This is a genomic window from Acinetobacter bohemicus ANC 3994 (genome assembly GCF_000367925.1).
GTDB lineage: Bacteria > Pseudomonadota > Gammaproteobacteria > Pseudomonadales > Moraxellaceae > Acinetobacter > Acinetobacter bohemicus.
Genome location: NZ_KB849175.1, coordinates 131,769 through 149,509, shown reverse-complemented (window position 1 = coordinate 149,509; position 17,741 = coordinate 131,769). Strand labels below are relative to the sequence as shown.

General features: G+C 39.9%; 19 protein-coding genes. 13 read left to right on the top strand and 6 right to left on the bottom strand.

The window, feature by feature from the left end:
- Positions 1–8: 8 nt before the first annotated feature.
- Positions 9–1,646, top strand: coding sequence for an O-antigen ligase family protein (locus F994_RS11190; RefSeq protein WP_004650584.1), 1,638 nt, complete (start codon positions 9–11; stop codon positions 1,644–1,646).
- Positions 1,647–1,693: 47 nt separating this feature from the next.
- Here the strand turns inward: F994_RS11190 and bfr are convergent, their stop codons facing one another.
- The 6 genes from bfr to gmk form a co-directional block, all read right to left on the bottom strand.
- Complete coding sequence (gene bfr, locus F994_RS11185; protein ID WP_004650583.1) at positions 1,694–2,158, bottom strand: heteropolymeric bacterioferritin subunit Bfr; 465 nt, start codon at positions 2,156–2,158, stop codon at positions 1,694–1,696.
- A 249-nt stretch (positions 2,159–2,407) separates the two neighbouring features.
- Positions 2,408–2,602, bottom strand: coding sequence for a bacterioferritin-associated ferredoxin (locus F994_RS11180; RefSeq protein WP_004650582.1), 195 nt, complete (start codon positions 2,600–2,602; stop codon positions 2,408–2,410).
- A gap of 165 nt (positions 2,603–2,767) precedes the next feature.
- Complete coding sequence (locus F994_RS11175) at positions 2,768–3,151, bottom strand: RidA family protein (RefSeq protein WP_004650581.1); 384 nt, start codon at positions 3,149–3,151, stop codon at positions 2,768–2,770.
- Between the two features lie 69 nt (positions 3,152–3,220).
- A complete protein-coding gene (locus tag F994_RS11170) occupies positions 3,221–5,326 on the bottom strand; it encodes a RelA/SpoT family protein (RefSeq protein ID WP_004650580.1) in 2,106 nt (701 codons plus the stop codon).
- A 220-nt stretch (positions 5,327–5,546) separates the two neighbouring features.
- Entirely contained in the window at positions 5,547–5,828 is a 282-nt protein-coding gene (rpoZ, locus tag F994_RS11165; RefSeq protein WP_004650579.1) for a DNA-directed RNA polymerase subunit omega, read from the bottom strand.
- A gap of 79 nt (positions 5,829–5,907) precedes the next feature.
- The gene (gene gmk / locus F994_RS11160; RefSeq protein ID WP_004650577.1) at positions 5,908–6,528 is read right to left on the bottom strand and encodes a guanylate kinase; all 621 of its coding nucleotides are present in this window, start codon (positions 6,526–6,528) and stop codon (positions 5,908–5,910) included.
- A 134-nt stretch (positions 6,529–6,662) separates the two neighbouring features.
- Here gmk and ispH point away from each other — a divergent pair, with 134 nt between their 5' ends.
- The 12 genes from ispH to rplS all read left to right on the top strand — a co-directional run bounded on the left by ispH (position 6,663) and on the right by rplS (position 17,705).
- A complete protein-coding gene (gene ispH, locus F994_RS11155; protein ID WP_004650576.1) occupies positions 6,663–7,613 on the top strand; it encodes a 4-hydroxy-3-methylbut-2-enyl diphosphate reductase in 951 nt (316 codons plus the stop codon).
- Between the two features lie 160 nt (positions 7,614–7,773).
- Positions 7,774–8,223 (top strand): GspH/FimT family pseudopilin, encoded by a 450-nt coding sequence (locus F994_RS11150; protein WP_034697094.1) that lies wholly within the window; start codon positions 7,774–7,776, stop codon positions 8,221–8,223.
- Positions 8,223–8,726 (top strand): type IV pilus modification protein PilV, encoded by a 504-nt coding sequence (gene pilV, locus F994_RS11145; protein WP_004650574.1) that lies wholly within the window; start codon positions 8,223–8,225, stop codon positions 8,724–8,726. The genes F994_RS11150 and pilV overlap by 1 nt, the downstream gene beginning before the upstream one ends.
- Before the next feature lies 1 nt (position 8,727).
- On the top strand, positions 8,728–9,894 hold the full coding sequence (locus F994_RS11140; protein ID WP_004650573.1) for a PilW family protein: 1,167 nt from the start codon (positions 8,728–8,730) through the stop codon (positions 9,892–9,894).
- Complete coding sequence (locus F994_RS11135; protein WP_004650571.1) at positions 9,894–10,676, top strand: pilus assembly PilX family protein; 783 nt, start codon at positions 9,894–9,896, stop codon at positions 10,674–10,676. Before F994_RS11140 ends, F994_RS11135 begins: the two co-directional genes overlap by 1 nt.
- A 16-nt stretch (positions 10,677–10,692) precedes the next feature.
- Complete coding sequence (locus F994_RS11130) at positions 10,693–14,496, top strand: pilus assembly protein (RefSeq protein ID WP_004650570.1); 3,804 nt, start codon at positions 10,693–10,695, stop codon at positions 14,494–14,496.
- A gap of 10 nt (positions 14,497–14,506) precedes the next feature.
- Positions 14,507–14,956 (top strand): type IV pilin protein, encoded by a 450-nt coding sequence (locus tag F994_RS11125; protein ID WP_004650569.1) that lies wholly within the window; start codon positions 14,507–14,509, stop codon positions 14,954–14,956.
- Positions 14,950–15,408, top strand: coding sequence for a type IV pilin protein (locus tag F994_RS11120; protein WP_004650568.1), 459 nt, complete (start codon positions 14,950–14,952; stop codon positions 15,406–15,408). Before F994_RS11125 ends, F994_RS11120 begins: the two co-directional genes overlap by 7 nt.
- A gap of 146 nt (positions 15,409–15,554) precedes the next feature.
- A complete protein-coding gene (gene rpsP, locus F994_RS11115) occupies positions 15,555–15,812 on the top strand; it encodes a 30S ribosomal protein S16 (RefSeq protein WP_004650567.1) in 258 nt (85 codons plus the stop codon).
- Between the two features lie 26 nt (positions 15,813–15,838).
- Positions 15,839–16,387 carry a ribosome maturation factor RimM gene (gene rimM / locus F994_RS11110; RefSeq protein ID WP_004650566.1) on the top strand — a complete coding sequence of 183 codons (549 nt, stop codon included), beginning with the start codon at positions 15,839–15,841 and terminating at the stop codon, positions 16,385–16,387.
- A 57-nt stretch (positions 16,388–16,444) separates the two neighbouring features.
- Entirely contained in the window at positions 16,445–17,185 is a 741-nt protein-coding gene (gene trmD, locus F994_RS11105) for a tRNA (guanosine(37)-N1)-methyltransferase TrmD (protein ID WP_004650565.1), read from the top strand.
- Between the two features lie 145 nt (positions 17,186–17,330).
- Positions 17,331–17,705: a 50S ribosomal protein L19 gene (gene rplS / locus F994_RS11100; protein WP_004650564.1), complete on the top strand. Its 375-nt coding sequence runs from the start codon at positions 17,331–17,333 to the stop codon at positions 17,703–17,705.
- The last annotated feature ends 36 nt before the right edge of the window (positions 17,706–17,741 follow it).

Here is a 17,741-nt window from a genome sequence, read left to right as displayed (position 1 = left end):
ATCTAATCATGAAATTTTTTTTACTGCTTTTAGCTAGTGTATTCATTGCCCTCAGCTGGCTTTTGCCTATTCATTACCGCCCGTGGGTGACGTATACAGGCGAGTTATTTGCCTTTTTATCCTTATTTGCCCTTGCTGCCATCTATCTAAAAGATAATATTAAGTTGCCTGTTATCAGTTTACCTTTATTGTTTTTGGTTGGCGTGCCTCTATTACAATATTTCTGCGGTGAACTTTTCTTCTTTGACAAGGCCTTACTCTGTTCACTCTTTGTTTTAGGATTTTGGCTGTGCAGCGTGTTGGGATATAACCTGACCCAAAGTAAACTTGACAGAGAAAAGATTTTTATTGGCTTTAGCACGCTTTTATTTTTGTCCGGAACACTGACTGGCATCATTGCCATTTGCCAATGGTTAACTCTAGATGCTCATATTCCGGGTATGGTGAATATGCAAAATGCTGTTCGACCCTACGCAAATTTTGCTCAACCGAATAACATGGCGACATTTTTAATCATGTCATTACTCGGTTGCGTATATTTATATGAAAAACAGAAAATAAAAACGTGGGTTCTCAGTCTTTGTACCTTTATTTTGATCTTTGCTGTGGCGCTTAGTCAGTCTCGTACTTCTTGGGTCGCGTGCTTATGTATCCTTGTTTACGGCGCTTATCAGCAATATAGGGGATTGATCACACTTAGGTGGTATTACACACTTGCATGGCTTGCGCTCTTTATCGGTTTAATTGCGCTATTACCTATCGCTACGCAATGGATTGGACAGGTCACAAATGTCGATATCGCTCAGACCAAAACGGCTGCTGAGCGTGCAACAGGGGATATGTCTCGCTTAGCCATTTGGGAACAAATGCTGCATGCCATTTTAGATCGCCCTTGGTGGGGCTATGGTTGGAATCAAACCAGTGTGGCTTATACTCTGGTCAGTGATCATTTTCAGGGACCCGTCTGGATACGTAGCGCCCATAATTTCATTCTTGATTTTGTGTTGTGGAATGGCTTACTGATCGGCATTCCATTTTTGGCCTACTTTGGTTATTGGGGCTATCAGCTGAATAAGCATGTTAATTCAGTGGAGTCCGTAATTGGTATATTGATGATTGGGGCGGTGCTGGTTCATGCCATGCTCGAATTCCCGCAATATTATGCTTATTTCTTGCTTCCTGTTGGCTTTATTCTGGGGCTAGTGCAATCACAACAACTCAATATCAAGACCATTACGCTTTCACCCAATTATATGCGTGTGGTTTATGTTGTGTCACTGTTGTTATTGGGATTGATTATTCGAGATTATTCGGTTGCTGCTGCAAAACTGAATCAATCGATACGTTATGAAAAAACACCTGAAAAAATAACCAATCAAAAGCCCATTTATTTGCTTGAAGAATTTGATCGACGAATTGCATGGATTCGTATGAGTCCCTATACCAAGCTTAATCAGCAGGAATTGAACGAAATTCGGGAAATGGTTTTAAACTATCCGACCAAATATGATTTGATTAAATATGCCAAAGCACTGGCTTTTAATGGTCATGAAAAAGAAGCCAGACATCAGCTGTGGCTACTTAAAAAATTAGGAAAAATGGATCTGGATTATGCATCATTAGCCCAACCCATTTCTAAAAAGTAGAACAGCAAATGTAAAATAGCCAGTCAATTGACTGGCTATTTTTTGGATTAAATTTGGCTTTGAATATAATTTTCGATGCCCACTTTTTCAGCTAAATCGAGTTGAGTTGTGGTCCAGTCCCAGTAAGCTTCTTCTTTTTCTAAAATTTCTTGCACAAGGTCACGGGTGACATAATCAAGTTCTTGTTCCGCTAGGCTGACGGTTTTTTGTAATGTTTCAATATTTTCTTTGACCTTACGCACATCACAATTGAGCACTTCAATGGTGTGTTGGCCAATATACAACTTACCTAAATGTTGTAAATTCGGTAAACCTTCTAAAAATAAAATACGCTCAATAATTTTATCTGCATGTTTCATTTGCTGAATCGATTCTTTGTATTCCGCAGAACCCAATTGTTCAATTCCCCAGTCATTAAACATACGTGAATGGAGAAAATATTGGTTAATAGCCGTTAAATGGTGGAACAGCACCTGATTTAACTGATTAATCACATCGCGATTGCCTTTCATGGGAAATACTCCATCAACAATTTCTGCCTTAACCATTTGTCAGGCAATCAAAAATTATTATTGCAATTATTTTAAACAAGAACAGAAATAATGGCGAGTAATTTATAGAACGGCAAATGAAAATCGCAATCAAGAGCAATTAAAGCGTTCATTTAGCATGAGAAAAGCATAAAAAACCCGCTTAGAGTCATAAGCGGGGGAGGAGTGATCTTTCGATCATCAAAACGGTATGATTATAAGAATAGAATTTTAAGCGGCATAAGACAGACGAGCAGCCAGATCTGAGAGTTCATCACTAATGATCGCGCGAGCTTCTGGCGCGCATCGACCACAACATGTTCCTAGATCAAGTAAATCACGAATTTCACGATAGCTTTCAGCACCATTTGCTACGGCATCTTTAATATCTTGATCGGTAATACCACGACATAAACAAACGTACATTTGAGGCTAACCATAAGAGTGAAATGGGATAAGTGATATTATTGATAATTGTTATCGTTTGTCAATGTATTTCATTTGAAATGTTATTCATTTTAATTGGATTTTTGAATAAAAAAACACCACTTTATTGGTGGTGTTTGATAAAAATATTTAACTATATGATTTTTAATTGTTAATAATGACAATGCCATCCATTTCGACTAAAGCACCTTTAGGTAAGCTTGCCACGCCTAATGCTGCACGTGCAGGGTAAGGCTGTGCAAAGTATTCACCCATAATCTGATTCACCAGCTGGAAGTGCGAAAGATCAGTCATGAAAATGTTCAGTTTAGCGATGTCTGCCAGCGAACCACCTGCTGCTTCACAGACTGCTTTTAAATTATCAAATACGCGACGAATTTGTGCCTCAATACCTTCAACCAATTCCATACTGTAAGGGTCTAAACCAATTTGACCTGAAAGGTACAGCGTATTTCCCACTAAAATTGCTTGAGAATAGGTACCAATTGCTGCAGGTGCATTTTCAGTATGAATGACTTGGCGGGACATTGATTTCTCCTTATATTGTCTGCAAACATCATAGCGCATATCCATGGATTAAAGGGGGATATGATTGAATTAACTTGCTTTTGATGCTTCTGAAATATTAATCGGTTGAGCTAAGCGGGTAATGCGCGGAAAGCCAAAATGCATGCGTAAATCACGAATGATTTGTGCAATTTGCTTACGATTGTGTACCACAATGTTGACGTAAGTTTTGCCTTCATGGCTGTGTACCATTTCTACACCAGTTTTTTCTTTACGGCATTGATAGATCAGGTCAGAGATTTGTTCATCATTCATGACCATATCAACACTTAGGTAAGCTGTAAAACTAATGTCATTCGCATCATCTGACGTCCAATGTAAAGGCATGATATTTTCTGGATGCAAATGTTGTTCGTGCAAAAGATTATGACAACGTGCACGATGTACAATTAAGCCACGGCGGGATAAATGTCCTTGAATCGGGTCGCCGAGTACAGGGTTGCAGCAATGGGCATATTTGACATCAACGCCTTCCGTGCCTTGAATCAGGCGCGTGGAAGCTTGAGGATCGATGTTTTGACCTTGTGCAAATAGATGATTTGCAACCAATTGAGGCAGTAAATCACCCACGGCAATTTGTTCAAAGAGTTGTTCTTGAGATTCAATATGCCGCCATTGCAGGATATCCAACCAATCGGCATCGGTTAAATCTGTGATTGAACGATTAAAGAGTTTAAGGGCGCGGTTTAAGGCCTGTTGGCCGACCAATTGTTGCTCTTCAATATCTTGATCGCGCAAAATATTTTGAATCGCACGTCGTGCTTTTTGGGTGTTAATAAAGCTGAGCCAATCTGGATTGGGGGTTGCTAAAACATCAGTAATAATTTCAATTACTTGACCACTCACCAATGGTGTAGAAAGCGGCTTGATTTCACCATTTATTTTTGCGCCTACAGCATGGTTGCCTAAAAATAGACTGGCTGAATAAGCAAAATCGACGACGGTTGCGCCTTGCGGCAGTTCGTGTAAATGGCCATGTGGGGTATAGACCCAAATTTTTTCTTGATGTAAATAATCTAACAGGTCGCTAAAGGTGGTCTTTGCGCAAGCGCCATCAATCAGGACATTGAGATTTTGCATCGAGGCTTGAATGGCTGAACGACAAGCTTGGGGAGCATTTTCACCGAGAATCACACCAAAACGGGCTGCTTTACGCATTAGCTCAGTTTGAATAGTCAGTGATAAGGTGGTTTTTTCCCCTTTTAAGCGCATCATCAGCGATTGATTGCCGCCGGGGAGTGGACGACGAATATGATCTTCATAATGTAAAATTTGGAAATTTTCACGCAAAATTTCTGCTAAACGGTCACAGTCAGCAATGCTCTGTAAAATAATTTCAAACGCATGACTATGGGTAAGTTCTTGTAGATCAATATCATTTTTGACAAAGTGACGCAGTAATTCAATATTGTTATTTTTCTTTTTAATCCGTCCAGAAATTTGATGTTGTTGTAGTAATTCAGTCAGATTTTTTTCCCAAAGACTTTGATATTCACAGCGTTTGGGTTTGGTTTGTAATAATGCTTCTTGCACATTATTAAACATATCTAAATCAAGATTTTGATAGCACAGATGTTCTAAGTTATCCGCCATTTCGTTCATGCCGACGATACGTGCCATCGGAACAAAAATATCCGAAGTTTCTTGTGCGATACGCATGCGTTTATCTGGGCGTAATGAGCCCAAAGTGGTCATGTTGTGATAACGGTCTGCAAGTTTAATAATAATGACACGAGGGTCTTGTAGCGTTGCTTGCAGAATTTTACGGAACGAGGCGGCCTTATTGTATTCTTTATCGCTGGAATGGCTGAGTTTGGTCACACCATCGACCAATTCGGCCACTGTGCGGCCAAATTTTTCCGCAATGTCATCTTTATTGAATTCAGTGTCTTCAATCACATCATGTAACAGTGCGGCCATGAGAGTTTCGGCATCTAAGCGCATATGCGAAAGAATGCTACTGACTGCAATCGGGTGTAAAATATAAGGTTCACCACTCTTACGCGTCACGCCATCATGTGCAAGATCTGCATAATCGCAGGCCGCAAGCACGCGCTCGACATCGCTTGCATCTAGGTAAGCGTCGATAATGATTTTGAGCTGTTGTCTGGCTTGGCTGACCTGTGGGCCTGGCATATAACACCTTTACTACTTAAGTTTCTACAATTTAAATCGCTAGACCTTTAATGAAAAACATATTGCATGACTTGTCAAATTTTTCATTCAAAAAAAAGCAAAAAGATACCTCTGAAATAACGTACCTTTATACTTATGTTATAACGGTTATTGAGCAAATATAAAAGTTATCCAATAAAAAAGCCTAGTTAAAAACTAGGCTTTTTCAAGATTTTTTTTCTTATTGGAAAGAAAAGCCATCTAAATTCAGGTTGTTTGCAGAAAGTGCAAGGTCAAGACTTGAGGTTTGATAGTCTTGATCACGTTGTTTCAAAATATCTTTCGACACATGACCAGCAGCAATTTCACGTAAAGCCACTACAGTCGGTTTGTCGTTATCCCACTCTACAGTTGGTTCGATACCTTGACGTGCCAATTGACGCGCGCGCTTGCTTGCCACTAGTACAAGCTCAAAGCGGTTGTCTACATGGTCTAAACAATCTTCAACGGTTACGCGTGCCATAAGAATTCTCGTTTGAATATTAAATTTGAACAGACTGAGCAGTATAAAAGGCTTTGCCTGTAGACTCAAGTTTTAATCACTACTCAATCGGAGTTATTAATTGTTGAATCAATTCTTGATGACGATTGGCTTGTTGTGACAAACGCAAACGATTGGCAATAATCACCGATTCTAGGTCGTGTAATGCCTTATTAAAGTCATCATTAATAATCAGATAGTCAAAGTTAAGATATTGTTGCATATCTTCAACCGCACAGCTTAAGCGGTGTTCAATCACTTCGACAGAGTCGGTGCCCCGATTAGACAAGCGTTGACGCAAATCAAATTGGCTGGGCGGTAAAATGAAAATTTGTTGAGATTCAGGGAAAAGCTTACGAACTTGTTCTGCACCTTGCCAATCAATTTCAAGTAACACATCATGACCTTTAGCCAATTGTTGTTTTACCGTGGCTTGAGCTGTACCGTAATAGTTACCAAATACTTCAGCATATTCAATAAAACCACCTTGCTGTACTAAAGCAAGGAAATCTTCTTTTTGAGAAAAATGATAATGTACACCGTCGAGTTCACCCGGGCGTTGACCACGAGTTGTGTGTGAGACAGAAACGTGTAAATTGTTCACACGCTCAAGTAGGGCTTTAACCAGAGATGTTTTGCCTGTTCCAGATGCAGCAGAAACGACAAACAAGAGACCCGACATGATATTTTTCCTGATATGATAAAATATCTTCTCTATTTTAGAGCAGACTATCGTCAAACTAAAGAGCTGATCGTAGTTTGTTTGCATTTATTTCAAATTATTCAGTTTAAATTCGAGTGAACATTGAGGGTCTTATGGAAATTGTATTGGCCAATCCACGTGGTTTTTGTGCAGGTGTCGACCGAGCAATTGCGATCGTTAATCGTGCACTTGAGTGTTTTAATCCACCCATTTATGTGCGCCATGAAGTGGTACACAATAAATTTGTTGTGGATGATTTACGTCAGCGCGGAGCGATTTTTGTTGATGAGCTGGATGAAGTTCCAGATGACAATATTGTGATTTTTAGCGCACACGGCGTATCTAAAGCTGTGCAAATTGAGGCTGAACGTCGCGGGTTAAAAGTATTTGATGCAACTTGTCCACTGGTAACCAAGGTACATATTGAAGTGACCAAATATGCCCGTGAAGGTACGGAAGCGATTTTAATTGGTCATGAAGGTCACCCAGAAGTTGAAGGTACCATGGGACAATATGATAAAAAAAATGGTGGGGAAATTTATTTGGTTGAAGATGAAGCAGATGTTGCTGCATTAACCGTTAAAGATCCTGAAAAAGTGGCTTTTGTCACGCAAACCACCTTGTCGATTGATGATACAGCCAAAGTGATTGATGCTTTACGGACTAAATTTCCACATATTCAAGGGCCACGTAAAGATGATATTTGCTATGCCACACAAAACCGCCAAGATGCGGTGCGTGATTTAGCCAATCAATGTGATGTGGTTTTAGTGGTCGGTTCGCCAAATTCATCAAATTCAAATCGCTTACGTGAACTTGCCGAACGTATGGGCAAGCAGGCTTATTTGGTCGATAATGCGGATCAACTGGATCAAAAATGGTTTAATGAGAATACTAAAATTGGGGTCACTGCTGGAGCATCTGCCCCAGAAATTTTAATCAAACAAGTTATACAGCGACTACAGGATTGGGGTGCCAAAGCCCCAGAAGAGCTTGCAGGGCGTGAAGAAAATATTACCTTTAGTTTGCCGAAAGAGTTACGTATCTCTGTAATTCAGGCATAACTGTTAAAGAGGTAACATTCTCTTTAAATTCTTAATTTGACAGGTAATTGTATTTTGGCAATTATCTGTTTTTTTATGCCTTTTATCCTTTATGTGTTTAGTTTGTAATTAAGTTAGGTATTATTTTTAATAGGGTAAAATTTTGTTATCTGGGGGGAGTATGCAGCAAACAAAAAAAAATCAAGGGTTCACCTTAATTGAGTTGATGGTGACCGTTGCAATAATGGCGATTATTGCAATGATGGCTGCGCCTTCTTTTGGGGATATGATTTTAAGTCAAAATTTGAATAGAAGTACTCAGGAGTTAGTTGGACAGTTAAATAACGCACGCTCTAAAGCAGTGTTAGAGCGTAGAGAAGTTAAGCTCCAATTAAATTCTATAGTTGCTGATACGCCTACCCAATTGAATTGGGCACCTCAAGATAAAACGATATTAAAATCAGCTTCTCCCACCGAAATCACCTTTTTATTGAGTGGGGGTGTTAAAAACTTTGCAGCGGGTATTAACGGCAAACCATTTATTATTTGTAATAAAAGCGGCGGCAATAAATCTAAAAATATTAGCATCTCTTTGATGGGGACAATACAAGTGACAGAGGGGACGTGTTAATGAAAACAATAAATTATCAGTCTGGGGTTGGTTTAATTGAAGTGTTGGTTGCTATGTTGGTGTTAGCAATCGGTGTGCTTGGTTTTATTGCATTGCAATATCGTGCGGTGGAAGTGACTTTGGAGAGTACTTACCGTGTGCAAGCTATCAATATTGCACGAGATTTAGCGGAAAGAGTGCGTGTAAATCGCGGTGTTATAGACACTTATATGGCAGAAATAGAAGATCCGGATGAACAAACGACTTCAACCAAAAACTGTTTTACAGAAAATTGCACTACAGCTGAACTTGCAGATTTTGATGTAGCGCAAGTTGCTACTCGTACACGGTCAGTAGGAATGACCATGAATGTGATTGAATGTCAGGGGAATAGTGATGGACGTAATTGCGTCTATGTTGCATGGGGAGATACCAGTGCTACAGATGGTACTGGTGAAGGTGATTGTACCAATAGTACAGCATACAACCCTGCTTCAACCTGTTTGATTATGGAGTTATATTAATATGACTAAATTTCACGCAGGCTTTACGCTAGTTGAACTCATGATTGCTCTTGCACTGGGATTAATCATTGTGGCGGCGGCGATAATGTTATTTCTTACGGGGCAGAAAAGCTATGTTTTACAGTCAGGTATGTCCGATTTGCAGGATAATGCTAATTTTGGATTGAACTATATTGCTAAAGATATTCGCTTAACTAATTTAAACGTAGTAAAAGCAGATATTGATGATGAAACTCAATATGGTGGTGTGGTTTTGACATCTTCAGTCAATGCAACACAGACACCTGCCGTACCAGCAACTCCAACTACACCTGCCGTACCAGCAGTTCCATTAAGTAACTTATATAAAACGATTATTGGGACGAGTGCAGGCGTAAATGTATTATCTAAAAGTACTGGAATGACAGCCGGAACTGTACCCGCATGGACGGGAGCATCCAATGTGCAACAAATTGGTCAAGATGGAGGCGGAAGCGTAACAGCTACAGATATATTAAGCGATCAACTTACTATTCAGTATAGACCGCAATATGTACGTGATAATAAAGATACAACAGCGACCACTGATGATGAATGGGTGGGTGGCTATGATTGTGAGGGTCGAGAGTTAAAATTTAAGGTTGAAAAAGAAAGCCCTACAAGCACTAAACCATTTGGGCAGCAAGTAATCGTACAGCGTTACTTTTTACGAGCAGATGCAAATGCTGCGAAAAATGAACCGAATAGTCCGCTCGCTTTAGCCTGTGAAGCAGGATTCTATGCCGTAGCAGATACGCCAACGGTGGTGAGAATAGAGGGTGGTGCACCATCTCAAGCATTAAATACACGATTATTTGGCAGTACAGGCGGTGAAATCATTATGAAACGTGTGGATCATTTTAGAGTTTTGCTCGGTGTACAAAATGATACCAGTTATCGTTATATGTCTGTTAATGATTATATGGCAATTGCAGCGGGTTTGCGTCCACGTATTTTATCAGTACAAATTGGTGCTTTAGTGCGCTCGGGACAGTCGGTCAGCAGTGATGCGATTGTATCAGATGATCAGGAATTTCAAGTTTTAGATCAGCTTGTTAAGGTAAAAAAACCAGCAGCTAATGCACCGAAGTATGTTCGGCAAGTTGTTTCTCAAACTATCGCTCTGCGCAATACTTTTGGGGATAGATAATGAAATCCTATTCATCTCAACGTGGCGCAACGCTGATTGTGGTCATGATCATGTTACTGGCGATTACGGTTATTGGTACTTTGGCAATTAAAAAAGGTCTGATTTCTTTAAATGTTGCTACCAATAGCCAAGCGCAACAGTTATTGATGCAGAATTCTGATGCAGCATTCTTTAATGTCGAACGAGAAGCGAATTTGATTCAAAGTTTAAGTTCAAGTGGCATGTTTGGTTATATTAATGGCGCAGTGAATAAAGATAAGGAATTGGTTTTCTGTTTTATGGGAGAGGAAGCGGACTTTTTTGATATTAATCGTGCCAGCTTAATGGTATGGCAGTCAGGGAATGCTCCAATCAATAATACTTTAGGAACAGATGGTTATTGCAGTGTTTCCGCAACCACGAGTAATTTTTTTACTAGTGGCCGCCGTGCAGTCATGACGCAAATTTCTGTTAAGTTTTCAAGTCAATCAGATAGTGATCCTTTTTATGGCATGCAATATGGTACTGATGAAAAAGGGGTAAAGTTTGAGAAAAATAAACCTGTAAAAGTATTTGCGGTGTCTATTATGCCAACCCTAACGACAACAAGTGGTGCCAAGATAGATGCATGTTTAAATTCACATATGAGCGAAGTTACGATTCCATCGGGTGTTACACCATCTACTGCCAAAGATGCTGATGGTGTAAGGGTGGATGATAGTGTAACTGATTGTTTATCAAATTTACATATACCGTTTACCTCGCAAGTAACCGAATACATGATTGCGCAAGACTTTGTATAAAATGGGGAATAGCAAGATGAAACAGACTCAAAATAGCGAAAAAAAATCCTATCGTCATAAATTGCTTGCGACCAGTATTGCAGCAGTACTTACGGGGACGGTAGCGACCAGTGTGACTCAAGCCAGTGATATTGATATTTATCAAGAAGCGAAGTCCGGTCAGATTACTCTTATGTTGTTGTTTGACTTATCAGGCAGTATGAATAGGAATGCATCGGGTGGAGGTAGTGCATGTGATTTACCGAGTGGTGTAAGTGCTAGTACTGTTAAAACAGAAACGAATGTTTATATTAGTGGTGTTGCTGCCTATGAGCGTAGGTGGTGTCAAAATGGCTCATCCAGTAGTGCAACTAAATATTATGACCGTATCACCAGATTAAAAGACGGCATAATTGATTTATTATATGGTAATTCTAGTAATAATATTATGAAGTTATCAGATGACAAAGTGATTGGGCTGTCAACATTTCAGGGAAGTGATGGTTATGTCCGTGTGCCAGCTCGACCTTTAGGTGATCTTGTTAATGGCAAGACCCAGCGTAGTATTTTAATTGATGAGGTTCGTGGTTTATCAGCAGATGGCGGTACCCCAACATTTAAAGCATATACTGAGACAGCCTCATACTTGATGGGAACAAATACTCAAGAAAGAGCACAACGAAATAATACAGTGCATTATTTTCAATATGTGCGAAGTAATACAACAAGGTACAGAGCTTGTACATCTTGGAGTACTAATGGAACATGTAGTGCTTTTGATAGTGAAACAAATACTAGTCCAATTCCTAGTAATGCTAATTTTAATACTGTGGCATGTAGCTATAATATTAGTGGAGTCACCTATAATGGGACATGCTATCGCTCTAATTGGTATGTTAAAACTGCGACATCAAATAGCGGTTATCCAAAATCTTATGATGAAACTAAAGTCATTGAAGAATTCCGTTATCGTTCGCCAGATTCATTAACTCAGTCAGAAGATATTAAAAAATGCAGTGGGCAGGGTATTTACGCGTTAACGGATGGTGAGCCTACTTCGAATCAATCTCCTACTGCTTTAATGAAAAATGCGCTGAATAACACAGGATTTAGTTGTTCTGCTTTGGGGTTTGGTGATGATTGGAACTGTGCATATACATTTAATGATTATCTATTATTAAATAATTCTAAAATTAATCCGCTCGGTCTTAAAGTTAAAACAGCAGTTGTCGGTTTTGGTTCATCTTTCAATAATGTCACATCTTTTGATAAAAAGAAGACACAAGCAGAAAATATTGCAGCATTGGGAACGATTGATACTAATGTAAAAAAAGCGGCGTATTGGGGTATTATTGGTGAAGGCGGTTGGTACTCCGGTAATAGTTCAGAAGATATTGTAAAAAGTGTCAATTCATTTTTAGGTGATTTGGGTAAGGAAATTCCATCTGTTACTACAGGTTCACCAACTATTCCAAAAGATTCATTAAATCCTGCGGTACTGCAGGATGATGCTTATTATCAGCAATTCCAACCGACACCTGATAAAGAGTATAGCCTTTGGGTGGGGAATCTAAAAAAATATCTTGTTGGTACATCAGGTAAATTGCAAGGTAGAAGTAATAAAGATGTTACAGATAGTCGTGGTCGATTGATTACACCAACCTATGATGCTAATGGCAAGTTGACTTCTGCCGTATATGATTTCTGGTCAGCTAGTATTAGTGATACTGCAACAATTGCTGATGGTGATGAAAATACTATTGGCAGTAAAAAATTTGCTGCAAAAGGTGGTGTGTGGTCACAGCTCAAATTGCGTAGTGATAATAATGTTTTGCAACGTAAACTTTTAACCAACCGTGTTGGTATCGGAACAGGTGCAAGTGCAACATTTAGCAGTAGTAATAATACATTGCGTACTGTAAATCTAAACTATCTTTCAGATACGACTTATAAAGATGACCCAAATCGTGGCTATCTCATAAGTTTGCTTGGTTATAATGTAGATGCTGCAAATCCGGGCAGTATTACCACAAGTTCACTAGCTTCGTCAGCTGAGCTTCGTCAGGTTGGAGCTGTTATGCACTCTTTACCTGTATTGGTCACGAATAAAGGTAAAGTGACTTATAACGCTACTACTAAAAAAATTGGTTCAACAAATCGAGAAGATTATGTCCTGTTTGGTACCACACAAGGTCTACTACAGGTTGTTGATGCTGTAACTGGACAAGAAAAATTTGCTTTTGTACCAAATGAAATGGTGGATAAGCAAAAACAAGCTTTTGGCAACTACACTGCTACTACTGGTGGTGTAAATAGCCTTTACTACGGTGTCGATGGTCCTTGGACTGTACACACCGAATATGTGATTGATGATTCGGGTAATCTAACTGTCGGGACAGGTAAAGGTACAAACCAAAAAGGTAAACAGCTTGCTTTTGGTGGCTTGCGTATGGGGGGGCGTAGCTATTATTCCTTAGATTTACAAAATATCAATACTCCCAAGCTAAACTTTTATATTAATCCAGATGCTGCCAGTTCGGCTACGCCATTAAGTTACATGGGGGAGAGTTGGTCTAAACCTACAGTTACTTATGTGAATTGGGGAGGGGTGCGTAAACTGGTGATGTTTGTTGGCGGCGGTTATGACCGTACGGGTGGAGCAGACGGAAAAGGCTATGAAAGCGATAACTATAACCAAACCAATAAAAAAGGTGCTGGTGTTTATATGTTTAGCGCTGAGGGTGCTGATGCGGGAAGTTTGCTGTGGTGGGCAAGTGCTAATGCAGTGACTAGTGATGTAACGACGAATAGTGGGGTAATTGGTCGAAAAGATGACAATTTACAGTACAGTGTGGTCAGTGAAATTCGTACAGTGGATCGTGATGGTGATGATTTGGCTGATCATCTATATGTGGGGGACTTGGGGGGGCAGATTTTCCGCGTCGATTTAAATAATAAAGCCACCACTTTAGGGGCATTTGCTAAAGCACCTGTTAGATTGCTCAATCTTCATAAGACTGATGGTAAAAGCCCACGCTTCTACGATATGCCAAGTTTCTCAATTTATAATGAAAAAGGCTCAACATTTGCTGTTATCTCAATAGGGAGTGGTAACCGAAGCCAGCCTTTACAAAGCTATACTACTACTACAGCTGGGGTTGAATATGATGCAATTTATAACCTTTATGATAAGGATGTTGCACGTAAAGACCTATTTACTGCAAGCAGCTGGAATACTAAAGATGTGACCAGTTTAGGCCTATTAACTGAAGATAACCGTTATACGAATACGACACTTATTGCACCTTATTCGACCAATGGTTGGTATTACAAATTTGATAATTGTGTTGCGGGTAGTGATGGTACAAAAACAGACTGTGATAAATATAAACTACAAAGTGAGAAAGTTTTCGGTACACCGCTTGCAATGAATTATCGTTTATATGTATCTACTTTTGATAGTAGTAAACCAGGTATATCTGGCGATTGCGGCGCAGGGGTGAAAGGCGAAAGCTTCTTAAGTTCATTCTGTTTGCCTTTTGGTCAATGTAAGTCTAAAGATCCTAAAGATGGAGGAAGCCGAGGTGCACCTATCGGTATCGGTATTCAAAATATCACTACAGGTAATGATAATTGTACGGGTGATAGCTGTACTGGTGGTGAAGGCGGTGAAGGTGGGGGAAGCAAGGATGGTGGTAAGGTTGCGAGTAGTTCCAACTACTGTGCCAATACTGGTGGGCGGATTATCGTAACTACTACAGGCAGTAGCGGTCAAGGAGAAGCAACTCAGATGTGTTTGATTCCTCAACGCTGGTATGAAAAAAATACTCTTATTAAATGATGGGTGATATATGAAATATATTTTATCCACCAAAAAAGGTTTTACCTTGATTGAGTTGATGGTAGTGGTGGTGATTGTGGCTATTTTTGCTGCAATCGCTATACCTAGCTATCAGGAATATATGCGTAGAGCCAATGCTGCGCAGGCTCAGCAGGAAATACAGCGGATTGCCAGTGAGCTTGAACGTTGGAAATCGCGTAATTTTAACTATTTGGGTTTTAACTTAAATCCAAATGCAGTGCAAAATTATACTTTTGAAATCAAAGACGGTACAACAGGAAATCCTGACTTAACAGCAACTGCAGCAAATGGTCGCAGTTGGGTAATTCGTGCAGAACGTCCTGATGAAAAAAGCTTTAGTTTTTTGATGACCAGTAGTGGAATTCGCTGTAAAAATAAAACCAAAGCCAATGTAACTTTTGATGCTTGCGGTACAAATGCAGGGGAAGAACAATGGTAAGTAAATACTTTTCTGGCTTTACTCTTGTTGAACTGATGATTGTGGTGGCGATTATTGCAATTTTAGCAGCAATTGCCTATCCCTCTTATCAAGACTCGGTGCGTAGAGCGAAAAGGATTGATGCTCAAAGTGAAATGATGGGTATTGCAAACAGATTGCAGAAATATAGAATCACACGCTTTAGCTTTGAAAAGGCAAATGGCAGTTTTGTGACTTTAGCTGATATTGGTGTTTCAGGCCAAATTCCTTCATCAGGAACAGCATTATACACTGTGGTTTTGTCTGATCAGAGTATGGGAACTTGGACTTTAACAGCTACTCCAACGAATGCGCAAATTGGAGATGGACACCTTGTATTGAATCATCGTGGTCAGCGTTGTTGGACAAAAGCTTCAGATAAAGGTGGTTCAGCGTGTGTGCCTTCGGCAACCTCAAACTGGGACGGACGTTAAAATATAAATTCAAACTGTGGATAAATAAATTTTGATCTTCCTTTCATGGAAAATATAACGTAAAATATTGCCCTCTATGAAAGGGGTTTGAATTGCTGTCGATGGTCGGCGCAGGGATAATCCGTAAAAATTATAAGGTTTTTATCATGGTTGTAATTCGTCTAGCACGCGGTGGTGCTAAAAAACGTCCGTTCTATCAAATTATTGTAACTGATAGCCGTAATGCACGTGACGGTCGTTTCATCGAACGTATCGGTTTCTTTAACCCTACAGCTCAAGGTCAAGCAGAAAAACTTCGTTTAGATGCTGATCGTTTTGCTCATTGGGTTTCTCAAGGCGCTCAACCGTCTGAACGTGTTGCTTCTTTAGCTGCTCAAGCTAAGAAAGCTGCAGCTGCTGCATAATTCTAAATTAAGTAGTAGGAAAGCCCATGACACCAACACAGAATGTTCCCGAAGATCGTATTCAGATTGGACAGTTACGTTCAGCATATGGATTAAATGGGTGGCTCTGGGTCTATTCCAATACAGAACCTATGAGCAACATCTTTGACTATCTTCCTTGGTACATTGAAACCAAAGCAGGTTGGCAAACAGTAGATGTAAAACGTTGGAAACCGCATGGCAAAGGCTTGGTTGTTTCGTTAAAGGATGTGAGTGATCGCACTGCAGCGGATAGCTTAGTTGGCGTAAATGTTTGGATTTCAAAATCGCAACTTCCGAAAGCAGGAATGGATGAGTTTTACTGGACAGATTTGAAAGGCTTAACCGTGTTAGGTTTGGATGATGCTGAACAAGAAGTAAATCTCGGGAAAATCCATGAAATGTTCGAGACAGGTGCCAATGATGTGATGGTGGTTCACGCAACACCAGACAGCGTTGATGCTGAAGAGCGTATGATTCCATGGCATAAAGATGTGGTACAGCGAGTTGATCTCGAAGCTGGTCGTATCTACGTGAATTGGGGCGTAGATTACTAAATATTTAAAAGCTTGTCCTTTAAGGATGAACGCAGCAGGAAAATAGAGGAGTCTGCGATGTTTTTTGCAGTCATTACGCTTTTTCCTGAAATGTTTGAAGCGATTACAGATTTTGGTATTAGCGGGCGTGCGGCAAAACGTGAAATAGTACAAGTCACTTGTATTAATCCACGTGAATTTGCGACGGGCAACTACAAAAGAGTGGATGAACGTCCATTTGGTGGTGGTCCGGGTATGGTGATGATGGCAGAGCCTTTGGCAAAAGCGATTCATCATGCTAAAGAGCTTGCTTTGCAAGCGGGATGTGTTCAAGTTCCTGTGGTGTATATGTCTCCACAAGGAAAGACCTTAAACGAAGTTGCAGTACAACAGTTTGTTGAATATGACGGATTAATTGTATTGTGCGGACGTTATGAGGGCGTCGATGAACGTTTGATCCAGCAATATGTTGATCAGGAATGGTCCATTGGTGATTATGTTTTATCAGGTGGTGAACTGCCTGCGATGGTTTTATTGGACAGTATTATTCGGAGACTTCCGGGTACAATGTCTGATGAACAGTCTGCGATACAGGACTCTTTTGTGGATGGTCTTTTAGACTGCCCGCAATATACTAAGCCCGACCATTTTCAAGGGTTGGATGTGCCTGAAGTATTAAAATCAGGACATCATGCCAATATTGAAAAATGGCGTTTTTTACAGCGTTATCAGCGTACACTTGAGCGCCGCCCAGAGTTGGTGGAAAAAGTGGAACTGACAAAGCTGCAAAAAAAATGGCTTAAAGATTTAAATACTTAAATTCGATTTAAGTATTCTTTAATAGGCTCTTTATTGGTTGAGATGGTCAACAATAAAGGGAAAGATAATCGGGTCTATGCGCTTTAGCCTCTATACCCCGCGATGATCAGACCTCTTCTGTCCCGCACATATTGGAGATACCCACATGAGTGGTAAGCATCCTTTAGTTCAAATTATTGAAAATGCACAGTTAAAATCAGATATCCCTGCTTTTGCACCTGGTGATACTGTTATTGTTTCTGTAAAAGTAAAAGAAGGTGAGCGTGAGCGTCTTCAGGCATTTGAAGGCGTTGTAATTGCTAAGAAAAATCGTGGCTTGAACTCTGCGTTCACAGTACGTAAAATTTCTAGCGGTGTTGGTGTTGAACGTGTATTCCAAACACATTCTCCAATCGTAGCTAAAGTTGAAGTGAAACGTCGTGGTGACGTTCGTCGTGCTAAACTTTACTACCTACGCGAATTGTCTGGTAAAGCTGCACGTATCCGTGAAAAATTACCAGCTCGTAAAGTTAAAGCTTAATTTTAAGTTTTATACGAGTCAAAAAATGCGCCTGAT